This window comes from Paraburkholderia sp. SECH4 (genome assembly GCF_030511745.1).
GTDB classification, from domain to species: Bacteria; Pseudomonadota; Gammaproteobacteria; order Burkholderiales; family Burkholderiaceae; genus Paraburkholderia; species Paraburkholderia madseniana.
The window spans coordinates 127,020-149,302 of the sequence record NZ_JALOCP010000021.1 but is presented as its reverse complement, the minus strand read 5'-3'; the positions used below and the strand labels follow the sequence as shown (position 1 = coordinate 149,302).

The following is a 22,283-nucleotide window of genomic DNA, read 5'->3' as shown; positions in this document are numbered from 1 at the left end:
GTGTCCGAAGCACGAAAGAGCGAGATTCTAGCGAGCCGGACGGCCCCTTGCAAGCGTTATTTTGATACGCATGGACTGCGCCAGAAATGGCGCGAGAATTGAAAACGAGTGGCACAACAAGCTCACCCGACGCTCAGCCGAAAACCACCTCGTTCAGGTGGCCACGTGCTTCTGCATCACGCGCTCGACTACGCCCAAAAAATGATCGAGCCCCGGCGTCGCACGGTTCTCTTCTTTTGCGCGATCGTCCCATTTACGCAGACGCAATGCGTCTTCCGCGTAGGGTTTCTGCAGGAACGCCTCAGCCTCTTCCTTGCTGAAGATGCCGCCTTGCAATTCCAGGCTCCGCACCGAATCAGCGGAAAGCTGGCCGAAGTACGCATCGTCGATTGCGCAGAGACAGCGCTTGGCGTCGACGTGCAACCGGATCGGCTCCAGCACCGCGTCCGACAACACCGGCCGCAAGAACGGTAGCGCGAAATACTGATGCAGATCGTCGATGCCCCGCTCCGTCGGCGTTTCGCCTTGCAGATTCAGCAAATGGCCGAGGTCGTGCAGAAACGCGGCGGCGACGAGTTCATCGTCCGCATCCGCCTCTTCCGCCAGTGCGCCGCTTTGCAGCGCATGCTCAAGCTGCGTCACAGGCTCACCGCTATAGGCGAGCTTGCCGTATTGCTCATATAACGAACGGATGTCGTTCAGACTCAATGCCACGTTCTTACTCCCAAGGTAATGAAAAGGTCTTCAGATTGGTGAAGCTCTTCATCGCTTCCTGAACACCTTCCTTATAGCCAAGCCCGGAATCCTTGATGCCGCCGAACGGCGTCAGCTCGATCCGGTATCCCGGCACTTCCCACACGTTGACTGTTCCCACGCGCAATTCATTGATGAAGCGCGTGATCGCGTCCTGCCGGTTCGTGCACACACCGGACGACAACCCGAATGGCGTCCCATTGCTGATACGAATAGCGTCGTCGAGCGTATCGAAGGTAATGATCGGCGACACCGGGCCAAACGTTTCCTCGCGCACCAGCGTCATTGACGGGTCGACGCCATCGAGCACCGTCGGCGAATAAAGCGCGCCGTCGCGCTGATTGCCGATGCGCAAGCGCGCGCCACTAGCCACAGCCTCGTTCACACGCGCCTCGAATAGTTGCGCGGCGGCGACGTCGATCACGGTGCCCATCTGATTGGACGCGTCGAATGGATCACCATAGGTCCATGCGCGCGTCTTCTCCACGACCAGATCGGTGAAATCCGCCGCGATGCTCTTCTGCACCAGCATCCGTTTGACTGCAGTACACCGCTGCCCGGAGTTCTTATACGAACCCTGCACGGCTAGTGTCGCCGCACGATCGAGATCGGCGTCTTCGAGCACGATCAGCGGATCGTTGCCGCCCAGTTCCAGCACGACTCGCCGGTAAGCCGCCTTCGCCGCAATGTATTTGCCGATCGCCACGCCACCGGTGAAAGTGACGAGATCGGCCAAAGGATGCGTAATCAGTTCGTCGGCGATTTCGCGCGGATCGCCGGTCAGCACTTGCAGCATCGGTGCCGGCAAACCCGCTTCATAAAGAATGTCCGCCAGAAAAAACGCCGACAACGGCACCTTCTCCGACGGCTTCAGAACCACACGATTATTGGTTGCAATAGCCGGCGCAATCTTATGCGCGACCTGGTTCATCGGATGGTTGAACGGCGTAATCGCGACGATCACACCCGCCAGCGGCTCACGCTGCGAAAACACCCGACGCTTCTTGCCATGCGGCGTGAGATCGCAGGAAAAACTCTGCCCGTCGTCGCGCAGGGCTTCGATCGAGGCGAACTTGAACACATCGGCGACGCGGCCGATCTCGTAGCGCGAATCCTGCTTCGACAAACCCGACTCGAGCGAAATCAGATCCGAGGCCTCCTCGGTCCGCTCCCGCAGCAACGCCGCAGCGCGCTCGAGAATCTGCGAGCGCTCGTAGCGCGTGAGCTTCGCTTGATAGGCGGCGGCGTATTCAAACGCGGCGCGTACATCGTCGATGCTCGCCAACGGGACCGTGCCCACCCGCGCCCCTGTATAAGGATCGAACACATCGAGCGTGCGCGAGCGCGTCGCGTGCTCGCCCTTAAGCCGCAGCGTTTCCGCCCGAAATGCCGGATGATCCCGCAGCACGGCGTTCATGATGCCGACACGTGATTCAACGCGACGTCGAAGATATCGAAGTTGCGCAACCGTTTCCCGGAAGGCAAACCCTCGACGCGGCGATTGAACAGCAACGGCACTTCCTGCTCGGAGATGCCGCCGTGCGAGCGTAACGGCACGGTCAGTCCGGACAGATCGTGCTCATCGCGACGCGTGCCGAGCACCACATGTCGGGTACTCACCACGACGATATCGCCGACGCGGTCATTCGGCAGTTCGAAGCGCTCGCAAGCGGCGTGATTGTCGAGCACGACTTCAATGCCCTGCAATCCGCCGATTCGCTCAATCACCTGCGTAACGCTCACATCGTGCGGCAAGTAAATCGTCGCGAACGAACCGAGCGCGCCGTGATGCACGACATAGGGATCGGTAATCGGCAAGATGACACGGGCGCGGCGAGCACCAAGCCATTCATCAAGCACGTCCTGCAGATAGATCACATTCGGCTCGCCGGTCTTCGGATCATGCTTGGCGTTCATGCCGTGGTCGGCGGTGAGGCCGATCACCCAGCCGAGCGCGTCGAGCTTGGCGAGGTAGCCGTCCATCATCGCGTAAAACGCATTCGCGCCTTCGGTGCCCGGCGCCCATTTGTGCTGGATGTAATCGGTGGTCGACAGATACATCAGGTCGAGCTTGCGGGTTTCAGCAAGCCGCACGCCGGCGGCGAACACGAACTCGGACAAGCCCGCGCTATATACATCCGGCACCGGCAAGCCGACCAGATCGAGTACTTCATCGATGCCGTTTTCTTCGCGCGTCACCTTGTCGGCTTTTTCCGCCGAGAAGCAAATGCCCTCCAATTGCCAGCCGAGCAGCCGGCGCAGCTTGTCTTTCGCGGTGACCACGGCGACCGCCGCGCCTGCGTCCGCCGCGGCAGCCAGCAAGGTCCCCGCGCGTAGATAGGCCGGATCGTTCATCATCACTTCCGCGCCTTCGCCGCCGTTCGCGTCCGGGTCCCAGAAGTAGTTGCCGCAAATGCCGTGAACCGAGGGCGGCACACCGCACACGATCGAGAGATTATTCGGGTTGGTGAACGACGGAATCACACAATCGCCCTTGAAGGCCGCGCCGCCCTTGAGCATCTTGCCGATGAAAGGCGCGACGCCCGCCGCGACCGCGGCTTCGAGGTAATCGTATTCGCAGCCGTCGACGCACACTACGACCGTCGGTTGCGAGGGCAGCCGGTAACTGCGGCCGTTGACTTCGATCGTACGTTCGCTTGCGTTTGCCATCATTACCTTCCATCCGTTGAGAGCACGCGTGCTCTGGTCAATCCGTTGCAGCCAGCCTCAATCGTTCGATGCCGCCGACATCTGCACCGCGCCCAACGACCCCGCCGGTTCGCACGCCTCACGCGCGCGCTGCAGGCCGCCGTTCACATGCGCATGCATCAGCGCCGCGGCATGTTCGGCATCGCGCGAGGCCAGCGCCGTCAGAATCGCACGATGTTCGGCGAGCGAGCGCTCCATCGCGTCGGCATGCACCACCAGCGCGGCGCGGCGAAACAGACTCAACTCGCTCACCAGCCTTCGATATGTCTCATATAGCTTCACATTGCCCGACGCCGCCACGATCGCGTCGTGAAACGCCACGTTGGCGCGCGCGTAGGCATCGTGATCCTGCGCATCGAGCGCGGCGCGCATCGCGTCGAGCCACTCGCGCAACACCGCAAGCTTCTGCGCATCGATACGCGAAGCCAGCATCCGGCACGCCGCTTCCTCAAGCACCGCGCGCACCGCATAAATCTCGTCCGCTTCAGCCAGCGACACCGTTCGCACGAACACGCCGCGGTTTTTTTCGGTGCGCACGAGGCCCGCTTGCTCCAGCGCGCGAAACGCCTCGCGCACCGGCCCGCGCGACACTTGCAGACGCGCGGCCCAGTCGGCTTCGTTGAGTTTGTCGCCGGGTGCGAGCGCACCTTCGATGATGTGCCGTTCGATTTCGTCGCGGACCAGCGTCGTCAGCGAATGCCTGCGCACAACCTCAATCGGATCGACAGAAGCAGTTTGCATATATTCGGTCATTTTGACAAATTTCGCCACATCGATATGTGTTTTCGTGTTTGCGCGCCCGCCGCCTGGCATGCGCCACGCAAACACAACAATCAGAAGGTGCCCGTCAGTCCACCCGACGGCGCGGGACACGCGCCGCGATCAGCAGCAGCGCGGCAAGCGAGACCATCAGCAGAATCAGCGACAACGCGGAGGCCGGCAGGTAATACCCGCGCTCCACTTGCCCAACCACCACGATCGGCACCGTCGCAAAGCCCGGCGGGTACACCGTGAGCGTGGCGCCGAGTTCGCCGAGCGAGAGCGCGAAGCCGAGTGCGAGACTCGCGCGGATCGCCGGCACCAGTTGCGGCAGCACGACGCCGCGCAGCACCATCGACGGCGGCGCACCCAGGCTCGCTGCCGCTTCGCGCAGAATGGTCAATTCCGGACGCAACGCGGCGGCCGCGCAGCGGTAGCAGAACGGCAGCACCAGCGCGAGCTGCACGAACACGACGATGGCCGCCGAGCTCGACAGATCGAGCGGACGCTTGTGGTACGCGATCAGCACGGCCAGCCCGAGCACCACGCTCGGCACGCCGTTGGGCATCATCGCGATGGTGTCGACGAACGCGCCGAGACCGCGCCGGTCACGGCCTTCGAGCGCCAGTGCCAGCCACAGTCCGAGAATCGTGCCGAGCACGGCAACGCCCATGCCGATTGCGAGGCTCGTCGTCAGCGCGTCGAAGTCGCTGGAGCCGAGGCGCTCGAACCAGCGCGTGCTGAGGCTGTCGGGCAGGATCGTGCCCGACCAGTGCCCGGCCACGCTCGACAGCGCGACCACCAGCACCGGCAGGACGAACAGCCAGAAGCACAGCAACGCGGCAAAGCCGAGAAACAGACTGCCGAGTATGCGTACCGGCAGACTGCGGCGCACCGGCCGCGCCTTCTTGTGCATAACCGGCAAAACGGTTGGGTCGAGTTCAACGGCCATGGCCCGCTCCTTTCACCTTGCGACGGTTGACCTGGCGGTACAACGCGTACAGCGACAACGACATGATCAGCATCACGACCGCGCCGGCGGCGGCGGTCGGCAGATCCAGGTCGACGGTCGCCGAGCTGTAGATCGCGACCGGCAGCGTAATCAGATGCGCGCTGCCGAGCACGAGCAGAATGCCGAACTCGTTCAAGGTCAGCAGAAAGCACAGGATCGTGCCCGCGGCGATGCCCGGCCACGCGAGCGGCAGGATCACCTTGAATGCAACCATCCAGCCGCTCGCGCCGAGACTGCGGGCGGCTTCGATCAGACGCATGTCGAGCGTGGCGAACGACGCCAGCGTAGGACGCACGACAAACGGCGCGTAGAAGACCACTTCCGCGAGAATCACGCCGCCCACGCCGAACAGGAAATTGAGCGGCGGCGCCTCGAGATGAAAAAGCTGCTGCAAGGCGATGCTGACCGAGCCTTGCGAGCCGTACAGAAAGATCAGCGTGAACGCGACCAGAAACGACGGGAACGCGACGAACAGTTCGAGGAATCGCGTGACCATACGCGCGCCGGGAAACGGCTTGAAGAACAAGAGCGACGCGAGGCCGATACCGAGCAACGATGCGAGCCCGGCACTCACACACAGAATCCACAGCGTGGTGCCGACTACGCCGCGCGTTTCAGGATTGCCGAAAAACGCCGAGTAGGCCTGCAGGCTCAAACCGTGCGGGCCCGTGAAGCTCAACAGCACCAGACGTACAAGCGGATAGATCACCAGCGGACCCAGCACGACCACCGCAAGGAACAGAAGATGCCATTGCGCCGCGCGTTCGCGTCGCTTCACCGCCGCCGTGTGCGAGGCCGCGCTCGCGCTGCGGCGGGCATCGGCAGCGGCTTCGCTGATCGAATTTGGGGTATCAGGGGTTGATAAGGACGACATCGTCAGCCTCATAACGCAGGGAAACACGCGCGCCCTTCTCCGGCATCATGCCGTGGCCACGCTGCATGGTGACCAGCACGGGCTCGTTAGGCATCGCGTCCAGAGCGACCGACACCGACAACACCGCGCCGTACCATTCGACCGACGTAATCGCGCCATGCAATTGCCCCTCGCCAAGCGGCACGATACGCAGCGCTTCCGGACGCAGACAGGCCACCCGCTCGCGCTCGTTGTAGCGCACGTCGTCCATGCCGAATGCGACCTGCGGCGGCAACAGATTGGCCGCGCCCAGATAACGCGCGACGAAACCGTCGTTCGGCGTGTCGTACAACTGTTGCGGCGTGCCGAGTTGCGCGATGCGGCCTTCGCGCATCAGCAGCGTGCGGTCGGACAGCACCAGCGCGTCGTCCTGATCGTGCGTCACGCAGACGATCGTCAGATTCGGCAGGCGCTCGTGCAGCGCCTTCAGTTCGGAACGCACCGAGGCACGCAGATTGGCGTCGAGTGCGGAAAGCGGTTCGTCGAGCAACAACACATCGGGTTCGATCACAAGCGCACGCGCAAGCGCCACGCGCTGCTGCATGCCGCCCGACAATTGCGCCGGCATGTGGTGCCCGGCGTCGCCCAGTTGCACGAGCTTCAACGCGTCGGCGACACGTCGCGCGACATCCTTCGACTGCGTGCGGCGCGCACGCAAGCCGAAAGCCACGTTGTCGAATACCGATAAATGCGGGAACAGCGCATAGCTCTGGAACAGCAAGCCGAGATTGCGCTTATGCGGCGGCACGTGCGTCAGGTCGTGACCGGCGACGGTCAAGGTGCCCGACAGTCCGTCCGCTTCGATGAACCCGGCGATGAAGCGCAACAGCGTGGTCTTGCCACAACCGCTGCGGCCGAGCACGGTGAGCAATTCGCCGCGCTGAATGGTCAGCGACAGATCGTCGAGCACGGTGCGCGTGCCGAAGCGCACCGTCAGATGGTCGATCTGCACGCCGCCCGGCGTGTTCGAACGCGCGCCGTCGAGCGCGTCCGGTGAGGCGCCGAGCGCGCCTGGGTGAGCAAGACTGGCCGTATTCACCGGGTTCATCCTCCAACTGGATTAATGCTGATACGGCGCCCCGCACGAATGCGAGGGCGCCGCCTGACTCAATGGCGAACGGTCCGGCTTACTTCGGCTTGACGACTTCGATCTGCTTGCCCGACGAACCGATCACATCGCTCTTCCAGCGTGCCGTCCAGTCAGCCTTCTTCGCCATCACTTGCGTCCAGTCCACCGGGATCAGCGTCACGCCGGCAATCGCCTTCTTGACTGCTTCGCCGTTCTTGCCGGCGAGCGGCACGTCCGTGCGGCCCGGGATGCCGAAGATATCCGGCACCTTGGCTTGCACGTCGGTCGACATCAGGTAGTCGATCAGCTTCTTGCCTTCTGCCTGATTCGGGCCGTTCTTGATCAGGCCGATCGCGTACGGCAACTGGAAGGTGGTCGGCTTATCGCCGGCTTTGGCTGCGAGGAAAATCGGCTTGAGCGACAGACCGCCGTTCGCTGCATCGTCCAGATCCATCTGCAGGTCGCCGTTGGCGAAGGCGATTTCGTTACGCGAGAGCAGCACGTCGAGGTAGCCCGTGCCCTTGGTGTGGAACTTGGCGCTCTCTTCGAGCTTCTTCAGATAGTCGAACGCCTTGTCTTCGCCCATCAGCGACGTGGTCAGGATGATCACGGCCATACCGTCGCCAGCCGTAGCCGGGTTCGAGTAGGCGACCTTGCCGCTGTAGTCCGGGTGCAGCAGGTCGGTAAAGGTCTTCGGCTGGTTCTTGGTGACGTCCGGGTTGATCGCGAACGAGAAGTAGTTGTTCACGAAAGTCGCCCACGAACCGTTCGGCGCCTTGGCGATCGCCGGCACGTTCTTGTAGTTGGCGCTCTGATAAGCCTGCAGCAGGCCGCTCTGGTCGGCTTGCTGGATGAACGGCGGCAACGTGACGATCACGTCGGCCTTCGGCTGATCCTTCTCGATGGTGGCGCGGTTCACCACTTCGCCGCTACCTGCCGTGACGATGTTGACCTTCACGCCTTCCTTCTTTTCGAAGGCCGGCAGCACATCCTTATAGAGGTTTTCGAGGCCGTCGGCGGTGTACAGCACCACTGCGTCAGCCGCATGGGCCTGCATCGCCGTGCCGCCGAATGCTGCCGCGGCGATCAGCGCCGGCAACAGTTTGCGTGCGAGGCCAGCCGTGGCGTGAAGGGAATTCGTCTTTGTCATGTCGCTCTCTCCGAAAGGCAAAAAACCAGACGGTCGGGATATCCCGATACCTGTTGTGATTGAACGGCGGTAGCGCCGCGCCGCTTGCGTGTTGCCCGCAGCCAGTTGCCGTGCAGTTTCGCCCGAATTCGCGCGGATTGCAGATTGCCGACAACTTTGCCGCTTCTTCTCCAGCCTGACTTACAGCTCATCTACGACACTCGCGCTGCCGGCCATGCCTGAACGGGCACGGCAAGGATCACAGGTTTCCATGACAACGCCATGACTATTCTGTCGAATTCCAAAAATTGACACAATTCGCCAATAATATCCAAATCAATCTTTTCGTCACCCTCCCCGGGCGACGGACATTCATCTGATGACGGAGGCTGTGTGATTCCTGGAAACGATCCGATCCTGTTGACCCCGGGCCCGTTGAGCACTTCGCGGCAAACCCGCGAGGCGATGCTGCGTGACTGGGGCTCGTGGGACGCCGCTTTCAACCGTATGACCCATAGCGTGTGCGCTGACCTGGTCAAAATCGTACATGGTGAAAGTGACTATGTATGCGTGCCGCTTCAAGGCAGCGGCACGTTCGCGGTCGAAGCGGCGCTCGGCACGCTGGTGCCGCGTCAAGGCTGCGTGCTGGTTCCGAACAACGGCGCGTATTGTGCCCGTCTGATCCGGATATTGCAGCGAATGGGGATCGCTTATGTGGAACTGACGCTGCGCGAAGACGAACCGGTCAGCGCGGCGGCCATCGAAGACGCCCTGAATCGCGACTCGCGTATCACTCACGTCGCGCAAGTCCACCTGGAAACGAGCGCCGGCCTGCTCAATCCGCTCGACGATATCGCCGCGGTGTGTCAGCGGCACGGCAAAAGTCTGATCGTCGACGCGATGAGTTCGTTCGGCGCGCTGCCGATCGATTTACGGCGCGGCGGCATCGACGCGCTGATCTCGGCGAGCGGCAAATGCCTGGAAGGCGTGCCGGGCATAGGATTCGTGATTGTGCGGCGCAGCGTGCTGGAACAGAGCGAAGGACGCTCGCCGTCGCTCGCGCTGGATCTGTACGATCAATATGTCTATATGGAGAAGACGACGCAGTGGCGCTTCACGCCGCCGACTCATGTGGTCGCGGCTTTGCGTCAGGCGCTCGATCAGTTCTTCGCGCAAGGGGGACAAGCGGCGCGCGGTGAGCGCTATACACAGAACTGTGCGGCGTTGGTAAGCGGCATGAAAGCGCTCGGCTTCGAACCGTTTCTGAAACCCGATGTGCAGGCGCCGGTGATCGTCACGTTCTACGCGCCGCGCGACCCCGCGTGGAATTTTGCAAACTTCTACGCCGCGGTGCGCGAGGCGGGTTACGTGCTGTATCCGGGCAAGCTGACGCAAGTGGACACGTTCCGCGTGGGTTGCATCGGCGCGATCGATGCGAACGAACTGCATAACGCGGTGGCCGCGATCGACCGTGCGCTCAAATGGCTCGGGATTCGCGTGAAGTGAAGTGAAGTGACGTGGATGCCGCGGAGCGGCCGTGGTGCGCAGGTACGTGGGGCGCTCGCTCATGCGCCCAGGCCGCCAGCCGCTCGGGTGCTCCGTGGGCACAGCCGCTCAGGCGATCAGGATTTCCGGCCCATGCGCCGTGATCGCCTTGCCGAGCGCCTTCTCCGGCGCCAATTCGGTGACCAGATAGCGCGCCGATTCGATACCGTTGATGCGCACCGGCGTCACGCGCCCGAACTTCGAGTGGTCGGCGACGACCACCACCGTGTCGGCGGCGGCGATCATACGGCTGCGCACTTCGGCGGCCATGCGGCTGTAGTCGGTCAGGTAGCCGTCCGGCGAAATGCCGCCCGCGCCAATGAAGGCGAAGTCGGCGTGGTACTGCGTCAACTGATGGACCGTGTCGAGGCCGAAAGTGGCGTCTTCGATATCCGACAGTTCGCCGCCGAGCAGCGTCACGCGGTTATCGTTGCGGCGGCCAAGCAGCAGCGCGATGCGCCAATCGTTCGTATAGACCGACAGGCGATGCCGGTCGAGCAGCACCCGGGCCACCGCCTGGGTGGTGCTGCCCGAATCGATGATCAGCGAGGCGCCGTCCGGCACGAACTCGGCCGCGCGTTCGCCGATGGCCCGCTTGGCGCCGGCGTTGGCGCCTTCTCGCGTATCGAGGTCGGGCTCGCGCCGGTCGCTGGATAGCGCGCCGCCGTGGGTCGTGACGAGCAGACCGCGCCCGGCCAGTGCATTTAGATCGCGGCGGATCGTCTCGCGCGACACATTCAGTTCGCGCACCAGTTCAGCGACCGAGAGCGCGCCGGTTTTGGCGACTTGCGCCAGGATGTATTGGTGACGTTGTTCTGCGAGCATCTATTGGAGGCCGGGAGCCGGCACGCTTGGGTTTCGCCACGATTGGAGAAGGCCGCGGTATTGTATTACGCGTGGCGCGGGGATGCTCCTCTTACGGCGCTTACCTGCTAACCTGAACGCCTTGGCCGCGCGCCGACGCCTGTCGAAGCCGCGTAGTCCGTCAACCGAACTGCCGATGCCGCCACTGTTTCGCCGTTTACTGCTGCTGTTCCACGCGTTGCGTTATGGCGCACGCCTGCTCTGGCTTGCCGCCCCATCCGACCACAAACTGCACTGGATGATCGAGCTGATCGGCCGCGTGCACGCGGCCGGGCGCAGCGGCGCGAGCCTGCACGGCGTGCTGCCCGCGCTCGGGCCGCTCGCAAGCCGCTTCGCGCAGACCCTGGTCGAGCGGCCCGAACTCGCGACCGGCACCCTGCACGATGCCATCGACGCAATTGATCATCTCGAAGCCCCGTTGCCGCCGCAGGAATCCGAACAGGCTTTGGCACGCGCATTCGGCCGGCCGCTCGCCACGATCTTCAGTGCAGTCGATCTGGTGCCGGTGCGCGGCGGCTTTGCCGAACAGACGCACTTCGCGCGGCTTATCGTGCCGGTCAACGGCCATAGCGAAGTGGCCATCAAGCTGGTGCGCGCCGATCAGTTGCAACAGATCGGCGACGAACTCGCGCTTCTGCGCTGGGTCGCGCGCTGGCTGGAGAAACTTTCCGGCTCGGCCCGCCGCCTGCAACTGCGGACGTTGGCGCAGACCTTCACCGACGACATCCAGCGCCGTTTCGACCTGCGCGCCGAAGCCGCCAATCTGAGCCAGACCGGCCATCACTTCGACGGCGACCGGCGCATCGTCGTGCCGGTCGTGATCTGGGACCTGTGCACCAACCAGACGCTGACGATGCAACGCGTCAGCACCTTGGCCGCCAGCGACCTGCCCGGCCTGCATTTGCATCACGTCAAGCTTGCGCCGCTGGCTGCACATATCGTCGAGGTGGTGACTGAACAGGCATTCGAGCACGGCTTTTTTCACGCGACGCTCGACGCGCGCAAGGTGCGCGTGAGCATCGAACCGGACACACTGGGACGTCTCGTGCTGGCGGAGTTTTCGATCATGTCGAGTCTGTCGACCGGCGAGCGCGAATTCTTCGTACACGGCGCGACCGCCCTCTTCGACCAGGACTACGGCCGGCTCGCCGAACTGCATCGCGACGCCGGTCATGTGTCCGACGACACGCGCAAGGAGATGCTCGAAGCCGAGTTGCGCACGCGCGCCGAAGCGCACTTCGCAGCCGCGCCGGAGGAGCGCTCGGCGGGTTCGCTCTTTCATCATCTGCTGCACGCCGTGCATCCGTTCGACGGCGCCGTGTCCGGGCGGCTCGCCACCGCCCAGCGCTCGTTCCAGCAGGCGGAAATGCTCGCGCGTGCGCTGCATCCAGGCGTCGATACGTGGAATGTCACACGCGGCGTGCTGGCGGGCATAGCGCGGCGCGACATGGATCACCGCGGCTGGATCAAGCGCATCTCGCGCGAGTTGCCGCATTTGGCGCATATGCTGCCGCGCGTGCCGCAACTGGCCGTGCGCTATCTGCAGCATGAGCACGATCGCGCCCGCACCCCGCAGCAGAATGCACAGTTGATGCTGGATATCAGCCGTGAATATCGGCGCACGCGTGTGCTGCTGTGGGCGTGCGCGGTGTGCGGCGGAGTACTTGGCGCGGGGACTGTATTGCTGATGTGGTGATGATTGCAGCTTCGAACAAGACGCGCGTCTTGCGTCCCGGCAGTTCGATATCGGCTCAGCACCCTCGCCCGCCGCTTAACCCGCCGCTTAATCCGCTGTGTCGGCGCCGGCCGGCACTTTCGCGCGCACCTTGCTTCCCGGGGCTGGCGCCCAGGCCGGGCGACTCTTGCGCGCCGAATCCACCACGACGATGTAGCGCCCCGCCCACGGCGTCACCTGGCGATCGCTTTTCAATACCCACAGCGATTTGCCGGACTCGACGAGCGCGACATATTCAGCGTCGAGAATGCCGTAGTGGTCGATAAACGCATTGAGCGAAGCGGGAATCCGCACGCAGCCCTTCGAATGACGAATACCGAGCAGCGGCTCGAGCCGGTCCGGATCGGTGGCGTGCATCTGGAAACGCATCTGCGACATGCCACCCTTGCCCCAACCCCGTTCGCCCTGCGCCCAGCCGAGGTCGAAGATCCGCATGTCGCGCTTGCCGTAGCCGCGGATGTGGTTCTCGTTCAGTGTGCCTTCGGAGCGAAAGTCCATGTTGGACGGCGTATGTTCGAACACGCCGAGCGGCGTGATGAAGTGGTCGTACTCGCCAGGCCTGCCCGTTGAGACCGGCGACGCGCCGATCATCTGCCAGTTGTCGGACGGCGTTGCCCGGAAATAGATGAACAGCGCCTGCACGTTCGCGTTGCGATCGACCAGCACGACATACTCGCCCGACAGGCTGCCGAGCATGTGCTCGCCGAGCGCCGTTTGCAGACGGTCGGCATAGGCGCGCTGCTCCGTGGCCGGCACTTTCAGCCGACGCGTGACGTCTTGCGCGAACACGTCCCGCAGCAGAAACGCGCGACGCGGGTCGACCACGCCGGCCGCACCGGGCGCGGCAACGGCCGACGCGTCGACCGCGCGCGCCGGGTGGTTCGCCACTGCGGATGCCGATGGTCGGGCGGACGTGGCGCCCGAAGCCGAAACCGTGCCCGACGCTGCGATAGCGGCGCCACATGACGCCGCGCAAAAGACAGCCGCAAACACGCGCGCCAGATAGCGCACTGAACCAACGGCGCGCGCGAAACTCGGCACGAAGCGTAAATCCGACATACACACCACTTCGCTTCGACGATCTACCGATGCGGAAGTACTGCGGTCCGGTGCAGGCTGGCGAGGCCAATTGGGGTAGTTCATCGCGTATTTGAGCAAACCTGATTATTATTGATTGCTCGCCGGCTCACGGCGGCACTCGGAACGAGGATGTTACTAAGCACATTGGCATCTGTCGATGAAGACTCGACTAATTCACCCATATCACCGTATTAACAACCGATATTCGACGCTCTGCGCCGCGGTTTTAAAAGCAGCGCAAAGTGAATTGAAAGCCAATCCGCGATAAAACCGCGAAACCGATTCGTCACGACATGCTCGCAGAATCGGCTCGTTCGTGGACCGGTCGCTCGAGCAATCCGCGCGAGCGTTCATGGTTGACACTCGCGTTACGCACATGGAGGAAAGAGGAACATGACGCAACAGGACCCAGCCGCACGCCAGGCAAGCATCGCAGCGGAAATGCATGTCGCCGCCGAGTTCGACGCCGCACAGGAAATCGAGCGCCGGGTCGCCTTTCTGGCGAACTATCTGCGCAGCAACGGCCTGAAAACTTACGTGCTCGGCATCAGCGGCGGCGTCGATTCGACTACCGCCGGTCGGCTTGCACAACTCGCGGTCGAGCGGCTGCGCGCCGAACATTACGACGCGCGTTTCGTCGCGATCCGTTTGCCCTACGGCGTGCAAAAAGATGAAGCCGACGCGCAGCAGGCTTTGAGCTTCATTCGCGCGGACGAAAATCTCACCATCGATATCAAACCCGCCGCCGATGCAATGCTCGCCGCACTGGATAACAGCAGTGTGCGATTTAACGACGACTCTCAGCAGGATTTCGTCCACGGCAATATCAAGGCACGCCAGCGAATGATCGCGCAATACGCGGTAGCCAGCGCACGGGCCGGCGTGGTGATCGGCACGGATCACGCGGCCGAATCGGTGATGGGATTTTTCACGAAGTTCGGCGACGGCGGCGCCGATGTGCTGCCGCTCACCGGCCTGAACAAACGTCGTGTGCGGGCACTGTCCAAAGCCTTGGGCGCACCCGAATCGCTGGCGCACAAGGTGCCGACCGCCGACCTGGAAATGTTGCGCCCACAACGACCGGACGAAGACGCATACGGCATCCCTTACGATGATATCGACGACTTTCTGGAAGGCAAACCGGTGAGCGACGCGGCGCGCGCAACAGTCTTGCGCTTCTATGATGTCACGCGGCACAAGCGGGCGCTGCCCTACACGCCGTTCGATTGGCCAGTGAAGACAGGCGGGGAATGAGAAAAGGGAAGTAAAGAAAAGGGAAGTAACAACCAGAATGCGCGGGGAGGATGCCCGTCAGGAATTTGCGCCTGACGCAGCGCGTTCTCCCCACGCGGCGCATTCGAAGCAATCGGCAAACGCGGTTGCGACAGACTCAGTGAGCAGGCGGTGTGTCGTCACTAAACAGATCAGCACTGGCCTCGAGCGTCAGGCCGCCCAAATGCTTGCCGTGAATCTGCCGCGCGATCACCTCGCCCACATACGGCACTTCCGCGTTTAACTCGACAGTAGCGTAGGCGCTGGGTTTTCCGGCGTCGACCACCTCGACGTGTTTCGCGTAATGCCCAAGCTCACGCTTGAGGAATTCCCGCACTTCCTGCTCGCTGCACGATTCCGCGATATTGCGCACGATCAGGTTCATGCCGCCTACCCTCGGCGCGCGCTGCGATCCGCAGCCTGCACTCGCACCGGGCGCAGCGCTGCACGCTGTTTCGCCTGAGCAGCCGCGAGTTGGCGGATCAAGGCGGCGCCGGCCGCACCCACAGCAGCCAATGTCAGATAGAAGGCAATCATTTAAATCTCCCCTTCGAATTTCGTCCTGTTTTCAGGATAGCCACAATCGACAACAAAAGCGATGCGACACAATGTCGTAAAAACGGACCTAAAAAACTTCCGTTAATGCACTGTACCTGAATAAGCAGCGATAAAAATAGCAAAACACATGTTCATTCAGTGGTGCAGGCCCGGTACACGCACCAGACGCGGACGCTGGACGCAAAAATCGGGCCGCACCGGACAGCGACATTTATCGCCACCGGCATCCTGCGGGGGACGTGCGCAAAGGGCGGGCTGATCGTCGGGATCAGTCCGCCGCTTGCACGTTCGGCGCGCTCACCCACCATGCATTCTTGCCTTACGGCACGTGAACCAGCACCGCGGACGAAGCGTCGACGCCGTCGGAGACAGGCGGCCTCATGGCGCGCTGTCGCGACCGTCGCCTCGTCCATTGCTGTCGCCGGTTGCGACATCGAGACGGCTCACATCGCAAGACGTCTGGCTAAAGCCCGAATAGACCACCGACCAGTTACCGACAATCGCGGCTTGCGCCTCCGCGAGACTCAGCTTCCCTTCGCAAACGCAGCGTTTGAGCATGACCGCGGCGCGCGCCTTGCGACGCTCGCCCTGCTGGCCTGCCCACGGCAGAAGATCGAGATTGGCGGGTGCGTTCGGCGAGCCGCCGAGCACAATGGGCACGCGCCTGTCCAGCGCGAAAGCGGGACCGTTGTCGGCAGTGATGCCGCGCGCGGCAAGCATGCGGTCCTTGTGGGCCATCAACTCGTCGAACGGTGGTGCAACCGTGTCCGCATAGCCGGGTCGGCAAATCGTTTCACCGACCGACTCCTGCGTGACGTGCTCGTCGAGCATCGCTGAATCCTGAGCCTGGACTTCACCGACGCGCAAGGCGAATATCGCGGTGAAACCAAGCAGGAACGCAAGACGCATCTTGCGGCCGGGACGCGCCGCACTCCACCGGCGCGCAGGCGTCGGCGGAACCGTCTGGTATGTCCTGCTGGTTGCGTCGCTGTAATAGATGATGCGGCGCCCGTCTGCAATGCCTGCGTTCATTCGTTGGCGCGCCGGCAGCGGCGCGCAATAGTTCAATTCGCAGACTAATTAAAACACATTCAAAATCCCTGCGCGAAAAAGGCATACAGACGCAGGTTAGTGAAGATGCGCCCCAAGGCGCTCGCAGGTGAACGCCAGCGCGGTCCTGGCGTGCACGAATACACGTGGCAGGACCGTGTCGACACACCGTACAAAGGCGGCGCAGTTGCCTGCGCCGCGCCCGGGCACGGCTCAGGCAACGCGCAACCGCAAGCTACTTCGCCTTTTGCACCACCCGAGCCTGCAAGGCGCGGATACGGAAGAGCGCCTGGGTATTGGACACCGTCGTGTCGTACATCCTGGCGAGATCCGCCTTGAGCGCGGTGCGCGAACCACCGTCGAGATAGACCATATGTCCCGACGGATAAAAACGCGCCGACAGATTCTGCCGGACCTGCTGGCTGACAAGCGGCATTTGCTGTAGATCGAGCACGGTCTGATAGAACGGCGTGACGTAGTCGAAGAAACCGTTCGCCGACAGCACCTTCAGGTCAGGATTGAGCGCCATCACGGCGGCAAGGTCGCCGGCGGTGTACAGAATGATGTTGCCCTTCGCGTCGAGCCCCTTCTGCGCGCCGGTCGGATCGATATGGCTGAAGTCCCAATACTGGAATGCCTGATCGTTGAGGTCCGTGAACGCCGAATTCGACGTGTATTTCAACTGCTCATTCAGATACACGTTCCACATCGTCGTATAGACGCCGGTCACCGCCGTCATGGTCGGATCGTTGCCGCCGGAATTCGGGTCGATCTTGCCGGCGATGCCGGTGTTGATCGCCGTCACGCGGCCGTCGTACTCGCCGAGCGCGAGACCCTGCGATTTCAGCAGCGTGGTCAGGAACAGCGAATTGCCGCGGCTGTCGTACGATGCGATGTCGAGGCTCCAGGCGAGCAAGGTGGTTTTGTCGATACCGGTGTATTCGCTGAGTTTTTCGACGGTTGCGGAATCCGTCGTCGGAAACTTGCGCAGCGCCGCCAGATAGTCGGTGCGCGCGAATTGCGCCACTTCTTCGGCAAACGTGCCGAGGTCGGTTGGCCGCGGCGCAATGCCGAGTTTCTTGTGATACCACGCGTCCGCCGCGGTGGTGGGCAACGCGCCGACCGGGTTGCCGGATTGCGTGTAGTCGAGAATGGACGATTGCAGCGTGATGCCGTTCAGATCGACGCCGTCTTCGTGCAGCCGGTACGCCAGCACGCAACTGCGCGCCGTGCCGTAAGACTCGCCGAACAGATACTTCGGCGAATTCCAGCGGTTGTTCTTGGTGAGAAAGCGCTTGATGAACTGCTTGATCGAGTCGGCGTCCTGGTCGACACCCCAGAAGGCACGGTTCGTCTTCGGCGCAATGGCCGCCGAGTAGCCGGTGCCGACCGGATTGATGAAGACGAGGTCGCTCTTGTCGAGCAGGCTGTCCGGGTTGTCTTCCATCGAATATGGCGCGGGCGGCGTAAAGCCCGGCATCGATGTCTTGATGCGGCGCGGCGCGAACGAGCCCAGCAGCACGAACACCGAAGACGAACCCGGGCCGCCGTTGTAGAAGAACGTTACCGGGCGGGTTTCCTCCTTCTGGTTGTCCTGCGTGAACGCGACGTAGAACATCTTGGCTTCAGGCTGCGAACTGCTTGGGTCGACAATGACGAGGTGACCCGCCGTCGCCGTGTAGTTGATCTTCTGGCCGCCGATCGTGGTCGAATGGTGCGTCACCGCGGCTGTTTCCGAGGTATCGGTGACGGAATCGTCCGGACCGTTGCCATACGCGACCGGGTCGAAGAACGGCTGATCTCCGGCTTTGTGCGACGTGCCGGCGGCGGCCGTCGCGGGCGAAGCATGCGTGTTGTGTGACGACTGCGGACTAACGGAAGCTGACTCGGTGTTCGTCATGATCGCTCCATGGATTCGTTAAAGTCTTGGTGTGTCTCTCTTGATGTGTCTCGATGTCTCTTGATGTCACTCGTGTGTCCTGCGTTGCCTGCGTCTCCTGAAGGCAAGCACCGTACCGCCTGCGGCCAGAACGCAACGCACCGGGACCAAGCGCGGACAGCCGGTGAGCGCCGGAGCCGGCAATCAGCGAGGCGCGTTCCGAACTGAACCGCGACTCATCAGACTATAGTGCCGCCGCCACCTTCTGACCATTGGGACTGCCGAGCCCCGTGCACGCATCCCAGCCTGGCGACGCGGCGAAGCTGCCGTTGTTGCCCTGGGTGATGTCGTTGAACGCAGCCGGCGCCTTGTACAACTTGGGGTTGATGAAACCGGCCGGTTGCCCCTTCGCCGCGTTGATCCGCGCAATCAACGCCGCCCACAGCGGTGCAACCGCACTGGTGCCGCCGACCACCGTCTGCGTGCCGTCGATCAATACGCTATAGCCGGTGATGGGCGATGCATCGCCGGCGACGTCCGGCACGCCGCGCCCGCTGAGCGCCGTCTTCGCGCCGCTCGATGAAGTGGCCGACAGACCCTGTTGCCACACCGGCACCGGAAAGGTCCGGCTCACGCCACCGCCGCCTGCGCCACCCTGTGCGCCGTCGTTCCACACCACCTCGTGCGAAATCGATGTGCCCGACGCGCTCAGGCTCGTGCCGCCGCATGCCAGCACGTAAGGGCTCGACGCCGGAAAGTCGACCTGATCGCCGCTGGAACCATCGCTCGAGCCGCTATCGCCCGACGCCGCGCAGACCGTCACACCGAGTGCTGCCGCCGTTTGCAGCACGCTGTTGAATGCCTGCTGCGACTGGCTGGTCCAGTTCGACTCCGGGCCGCCCCAACTGATCGAAACGACCGAGGGTTTGTTGGTCGTGTCATGCACCGCTCGGCTTACTGCGTCGATGAAACCGGCGTCGCTGTTCTGTGTGAAATAGACCGCGATCGTCGCGCCAGGCACAATCGCACCGACGATTTCGATGTCGAGCGTGACTTCGCCGTCAGGCCCATTCGGGTCGCCGCTCGGCTGATTGCTACCCTGATCGACGCCGACAGATTTCACCTTGGGTGAAGCGACGCCCAAGCTCGCAAAGTAACTCGTGAGGTCGGACGTGTTGTACCCACCGCCAAGTTCGATGATGCCGACGCATTCGCCGCTGCCGTCGCCTTGCGGAAACTGATACAGCGACGCGAGCTGCAGCGGCGTAAAGGACGCCTGATGCGCTTTGGCCGGCTGGAACGGCGGCCGGATGCGAAAGTGCGGCCGCGCCTGAGGCCGGTTATCAAGGCCGAGCACGGCTTGCACGATGCCGTGCAGATCGTCCGGCACACTGATCGTGCCGGTTCGGCCGCGGAACTGGCCCGCCGTGTGGTGCTGGTAGTGTTCCAGCTTGACGCCAAAGGCGGTCTGGAACTGCGCGATCGTGCCGCTCAGCACCACCTGGCGCGCTGCCGGATCTTCCCGCACCACCGTCAGGCCGTGTGCAGTGGCAAAGGCTTTGACCTTGGCGATGTCGTCCGGAGCGGCGCTGTAATCTTTTGCAAAGGCCTCCCGCGATAGAGGTTTGACGCTCGGGTCGCCCGCTTCGATCTTGCTCATCAGTGCGTCGAACTGCGCCTGGTGTTGACGGCGCAGCATCACGAAAACCTCGATCCGTTCTGCCGGATCGCATTGCCCAACGACTGTCGAACCTTGTTCCGCCGTGCGCTCGCTTCCCGGCAGCGGTTGTCTATTGACCATGGTGTCGATTCTCCTGTTAGCGTGACGGCGCGGGCCGCAAAGCAGACCCCAGGCACGGCACGCGCCTGCACGAACTCACCGCCGCGTGGCCAGCGGCGGATTGCTGTTTCAAGAACTTCGCCAAATCGTCCGACCCATGCATTCGAACACAGTTCCGGCGTGCGCGGCAGTTGTCCGAATGGCTAACGCCGCGTTCGATCAATGCGCATCGCGCAGCACCCGCGCTATCATGCTGAAGCGGCAATCCAGCCGTTGCAGCGCCTCGCGCGCCACCCGCGCGCACGATCGAAGAATCAGAGGAACCCCATGTCAATTTCGATGTATCAAGCGTCATTGCCCGTGCTGGTGCGCGGCATGACTAACCTGCAAGTCATCCTCGGCAAGGCCGAGGCGCACGCTGCAGAGAAACAGATCGACCCGTCCGTGCTCACGAACGCCCGGCTCGCGCCGGACATGCTGCCACTATTGCGCCAGGTCTATATCGTGAGCGACACGGCGAAGGGCTGCGCCGCCCGTCTGGCCGGCGTCGAAGCACCGAAGTACGACGACGTCGAACAGACCTTCGAAGAACTCGATGCTCGCCTTCAAAAGACGATTGATTATCTGAAGGAATTCAATCCGCAACAGATCGACGGATCTGAAGAACGTCCGATCACACTGAAAATGCGCGTTGGCCCGATCGAGTTCACGGGCCTGTCATATCTGCTCGGTTTCGTGCTGCCGAATTTTTATTTTCATGTCACGACGGCGTACGACATTCTGCGTCACAACGGTGTCGAACTTGGCAAGCTCGACTATCTGGGCGGCATCAAGTAAGAAGGCGTATGCGCTGTGGCGTGAGTGCCATGTGATTGCGACATGAACTGCACATGAGCCGCACATCGGCCGCGTGCGAACCGGCGCATGAACCGCTCATGAGGCGCGTACGAGCACGAGCAGTACACGTGCGGCGTCAAACACGCGGCTGGAACGCGATGATCGCCATGCCGGCCAGGGTGAATGCCACACCGGCCGCATCCCACAGCGTGGGGCGCACTTTGTCGACGCCCCATAGCCACACGATCGCCACTGCCACGTACACACCGCCGTAAGCCGCATATACGCGGCCTGCGGCGGTGCCGTGCAGCGTCAGCAGCCAGGCGAACAATGCGAGGCTGAGCGCGCCCGGCACCAGCAGCCAGATGGAGCCCCCCTCCTTCAGCCAACGCCAGGGCAAATAGCACCCAACGATCTCGGCAATGGCGGTCACGGCATAAAGCAGAAAAGTTTTCATCGACAGATAGAAGCGAGCGGTTGTGTTGCCGCGGGACGGTACGCGGCTGTCTATCGGCTTTATTAACACAATCACTTAGCGCGCGGGCATGATGCATGCGTCGACAGTCGCGTCGCGCCACTCTATTCGCTACCTGTCGTGGGCATCGCATCACCGTGTGCCGACATCCGGAAGTCCGGAAGTCAGTCAGTCCAGCGAAAGCCGCAACGCAAAGCCGATCAGCGCCGCTGAGAAAGTCCAACGCTGCAGTGTCTGCGCGAGAGGATGAGCCCGCATCCAGCCGGCAATGCGCGCCGCGCCAATCGCGTACGCGATGTCGAAACATGCGCCGATGGCGAGCAGCACCAAACCTAGTTCGACCATCTGCAGCGCAACCGGTCCGGCTACAGGACGCACGAACTGAGGCAATAACACCGAGCAGAACAACAGTGCTTTCGGGTTCAACAGATTGGTCAGCAAGCCCTTGACGAAAGCGGTCCGCAACGGCCGCGACTCGGCGCCCATCACACCACCTTCGGGCAATGCGAACACCGGTGAACGGAAGATCTGGATACCAACCCACGCGAGATAAACCGCGCCGCCGTAACGCACCACGTCGTACAACCAGGGCGCACTGCGCAGCAGCGCCGCCACCCCGCATGCCGACAATGTGACGTGGGTGGCCCGCGCCACCCCAAGGCCGCCAGCCGCGGCGAAGCCACTGCGCACGCCGCGTCCGATGCTGGTCTGCAGAACCAGCGCCATGTCGGGCCCAGGCACGGCATAAACCACAAACAACGCAGCGATATAAACGACCAGAAGGTGTGCGGAAATCATAGAAGCCTCTTGTTTTCAAGGGCTCTATCTTGCCGTCGTCGGCGGAGGGTTTGCTGGCGAAATACA

21 protein-coding genes are annotated in these 22,283 nt (G+C 62.7%); 4 read left to right on the top strand and 17 right to left on the bottom strand.

Annotated elements, in window-relative coordinates; translation table 11 throughout:
- Positions 1-153: 153 nt before the first annotated feature.
- The 8 genes from M0D67_RS25835 to phnS all read right to left on the bottom strand — a co-directional run bounded on the left by M0D67_RS25835 (position 154) and on the right by phnS (position 8,365).
- Entirely contained in the window at positions 154-714 is a 561-nt protein-coding gene (locus M0D67_RS25835; protein ID WP_168435864.1) for a phosphonate degradation HD-domain oxygenase, read from the bottom strand.
- A gap of 4 nt (positions 715-718) precedes the next feature.
- The gene (phnY, locus tag M0D67_RS25830) at positions 719-2,170 is read right to left on the bottom strand and encodes a phosphonoacetaldehyde dehydrogenase (protein ID WP_154564287.1); all 1,452 of its coding nucleotides are present in this window, start codon (positions 2,168-2,170) and stop codon (positions 719-721) included.
- Positions 2,167-3,423, bottom strand: a complete 1,257-nt coding sequence (gene phnA, locus M0D67_RS25825) for a phosphonoacetate hydrolase (RefSeq protein WP_154564289.1) — start codon at positions 3,421-3,423, stop codon at positions 2,167-2,169. Before phnA ends, phnY begins: the two co-directional genes overlap by 4 nt.
- A 57-nt stretch (positions 3,424-3,480) precedes the next feature.
- Complete coding sequence (locus M0D67_RS25820; protein WP_154564291.1) at positions 3,481-4,215, bottom strand: phosphonate utilization associated transcriptional regulator; 735 nt, start codon at positions 4,213-4,215, stop codon at positions 3,481-3,483.
- 94 nt (positions 4,216-4,309) lie between these two features.
- The gene (gene phnV, locus M0D67_RS25815) at positions 4,310-5,173 is read right to left on the bottom strand and encodes a 2-aminoethylphosphonate ABC transport system, membrane component PhnV (RefSeq protein WP_154564293.1); all 864 of its coding nucleotides are present in this window, start codon (positions 5,171-5,173) and stop codon (positions 4,310-4,312) included.
- Positions 5,163-6,107, bottom strand: a complete 945-nt coding sequence (locus tag M0D67_RS25810; protein ID WP_154564295.1) for a 2-aminoethylphosphonate ABC transporter permease subunit — start codon at positions 6,105-6,107, stop codon at positions 5,163-5,165. Before M0D67_RS25810 ends, phnV begins: the two co-directional genes overlap by 11 nt.
- Positions 6,085-7,185: a 2-aminoethylphosphonate ABC transport system ATP-binding subunit PhnT gene (phnT, locus tag M0D67_RS25805; protein WP_054039278.1), complete on the bottom strand. Its 1,101-nt coding sequence runs from the start codon at positions 7,183-7,185 to the stop codon at positions 6,085-6,087. Before phnT ends, M0D67_RS25810 begins: the two co-directional genes overlap by 23 nt.
- A gap of 88 nt (positions 7,186-7,273) precedes the next feature.
- Positions 7,274-8,365, bottom strand: coding sequence for a 2-aminoethylphosphonate ABC transporter substrate-binding protein (gene phnS / locus M0D67_RS25800; RefSeq protein WP_266240277.1), 1,092 nt, complete (start codon positions 8,363-8,365; stop codon positions 7,274-7,276).
- Positions 8,366-8,740: 375 nt separating this feature from the next.
- Between phnS and M0D67_RS25795 the strand changes: the two genes are divergently transcribed.
- A complete protein-coding gene (locus M0D67_RS25795) occupies positions 8,741-9,850 on the top strand; it encodes a 2-aminoethylphosphonate--pyruvate transaminase (RefSeq protein ID WP_266240283.1) in 1,110 nt (369 codons plus the stop codon).
- Positions 9,851-9,958: 108 nt separating this feature from the next.
- Here M0D67_RS25795 and M0D67_RS25790 read toward each other — a convergent pair whose 3' ends face one another.
- Positions 9,959-10,714, bottom strand: coding sequence for a DeoR/GlpR family DNA-binding transcription regulator (locus M0D67_RS25790; protein ID WP_266240276.1), 756 nt, complete (start codon positions 10,712-10,714; stop codon positions 9,959-9,961).
- Between the two features lie 175 nt (positions 10,715-10,889).
- Here M0D67_RS25790 and M0D67_RS25785 point away from each other — a divergent pair, with 175 nt between their 5' ends.
- Positions 10,890-12,449 carry an AarF/ABC1/UbiB kinase family protein gene (locus M0D67_RS25785; RefSeq protein ID WP_266240275.1) on the top strand — a complete coding sequence of 520 codons (1,560 nt, stop codon included), beginning with the start codon at positions 10,890-10,892 and terminating at the stop codon, positions 12,447-12,449.
- Between the two features lie 87 nt (positions 12,450-12,536).
- On the opposite strand, the gene M0D67_RS25780 is transcribed toward M0D67_RS25785, so the two are convergent.
- Positions 12,537-13,547 (bottom strand): L,D-transpeptidase, encoded by a 1,011-nt coding sequence (locus M0D67_RS25780; protein ID WP_266240274.1) that lies wholly within the window; start codon positions 13,545-13,547, stop codon positions 12,537-12,539.
- A gap of 414 nt (positions 13,548-13,961) precedes the next feature.
- Here M0D67_RS25780 and nadE point away from each other — a divergent pair, with 414 nt between their 5' ends.
- Entirely contained in the window at positions 13,962-14,822 is an 861-nt protein-coding gene (nadE, locus tag M0D67_RS25775; RefSeq protein ID WP_266240273.1) for an ammonia-dependent NAD(+) synthetase, read from the top strand.
- 136 nt (positions 14,823-14,958) lie between these two features.
- Here the strand turns inward: nadE and M0D67_RS25770 are convergent, their stop codons facing one another.
- The 5 genes from M0D67_RS25770 to M0D67_RS25750 all read right to left on the bottom strand — a co-directional run bounded on the left by M0D67_RS25770 (position 14,959) and on the right by M0D67_RS25750 (position 20,128).
- Positions 14,959-15,225: an RNA-binding protein gene (locus tag M0D67_RS25770; RefSeq protein WP_154564309.1), complete on the bottom strand. Its 267-nt coding sequence runs from the start codon at positions 15,223-15,225 to the stop codon at positions 14,959-14,961.
- Between the two features lie 5 nt (positions 15,226-15,230).
- Positions 15,231-15,377 carry a hypothetical protein gene (locus M0D67_RS25765; protein WP_166618253.1) on the bottom strand — a complete coding sequence of 49 codons (147 nt, stop codon included), beginning with the start codon at positions 15,375-15,377 and terminating at the stop codon, positions 15,231-15,233.
- Between the two features lie 399 nt (positions 15,378-15,776).
- The gene (locus M0D67_RS25760) at positions 15,777-16,430 is read right to left on the bottom strand and encodes a hypothetical protein (RefSeq protein WP_266240272.1); all 654 of its coding nucleotides are present in this window, start codon (positions 16,428-16,430) and stop codon (positions 15,777-15,779) included.
- Between the two features lie 253 nt (positions 16,431-16,683).
- Positions 16,684-18,348: a S10 family peptidase gene (locus M0D67_RS25755; protein WP_266240271.1), complete on the bottom strand. Its 1,665-nt coding sequence runs from the start codon at positions 18,346-18,348 to the stop codon at positions 16,684-16,686.
- 223 nt (positions 18,349-18,571) lie between these two features.
- Entirely contained in the window at positions 18,572-20,128 is a 1,557-nt protein-coding gene (locus tag M0D67_RS25750; RefSeq protein ID WP_266240270.1) for a protease pro-enzyme activation domain-containing protein, read from the bottom strand.
- A gap of 306 nt (positions 20,129-20,434) precedes the next feature.
- Between M0D67_RS25750 and M0D67_RS25745 the strand changes: the two genes are divergently transcribed.
- On the top strand, positions 20,435-20,944 hold the full coding sequence (locus M0D67_RS25745) for a DUF1993 family protein (RefSeq protein WP_154564317.1): 510 nt from the start codon (positions 20,435-20,437) through the stop codon (positions 20,942-20,944).
- 136 nt (positions 20,945-21,080) lie between these two features.
- Here the strand turns inward: M0D67_RS25745 and M0D67_RS25740 are convergent, their stop codons facing one another.
- Together M0D67_RS25740 and M0D67_RS25735 are read right to left on the bottom strand one after the other, a co-directional pair.
- Positions 21,081-21,401: a YnfA family protein gene (locus M0D67_RS25740; protein ID WP_154564319.1), complete on the bottom strand. Its 321-nt coding sequence runs from the start codon at positions 21,399-21,401 to the stop codon at positions 21,081-21,083.
- A 186-nt stretch (positions 21,402-21,587) separates the two neighbouring features.
- Complete coding sequence (locus tag M0D67_RS25735; RefSeq protein ID WP_154564321.1) at positions 21,588-22,217, bottom strand: LysE family translocator; 630 nt, start codon at positions 22,215-22,217, stop codon at positions 21,588-21,590.
- Positions 22,218-22,283: the final 66 nt, after the last annotated feature.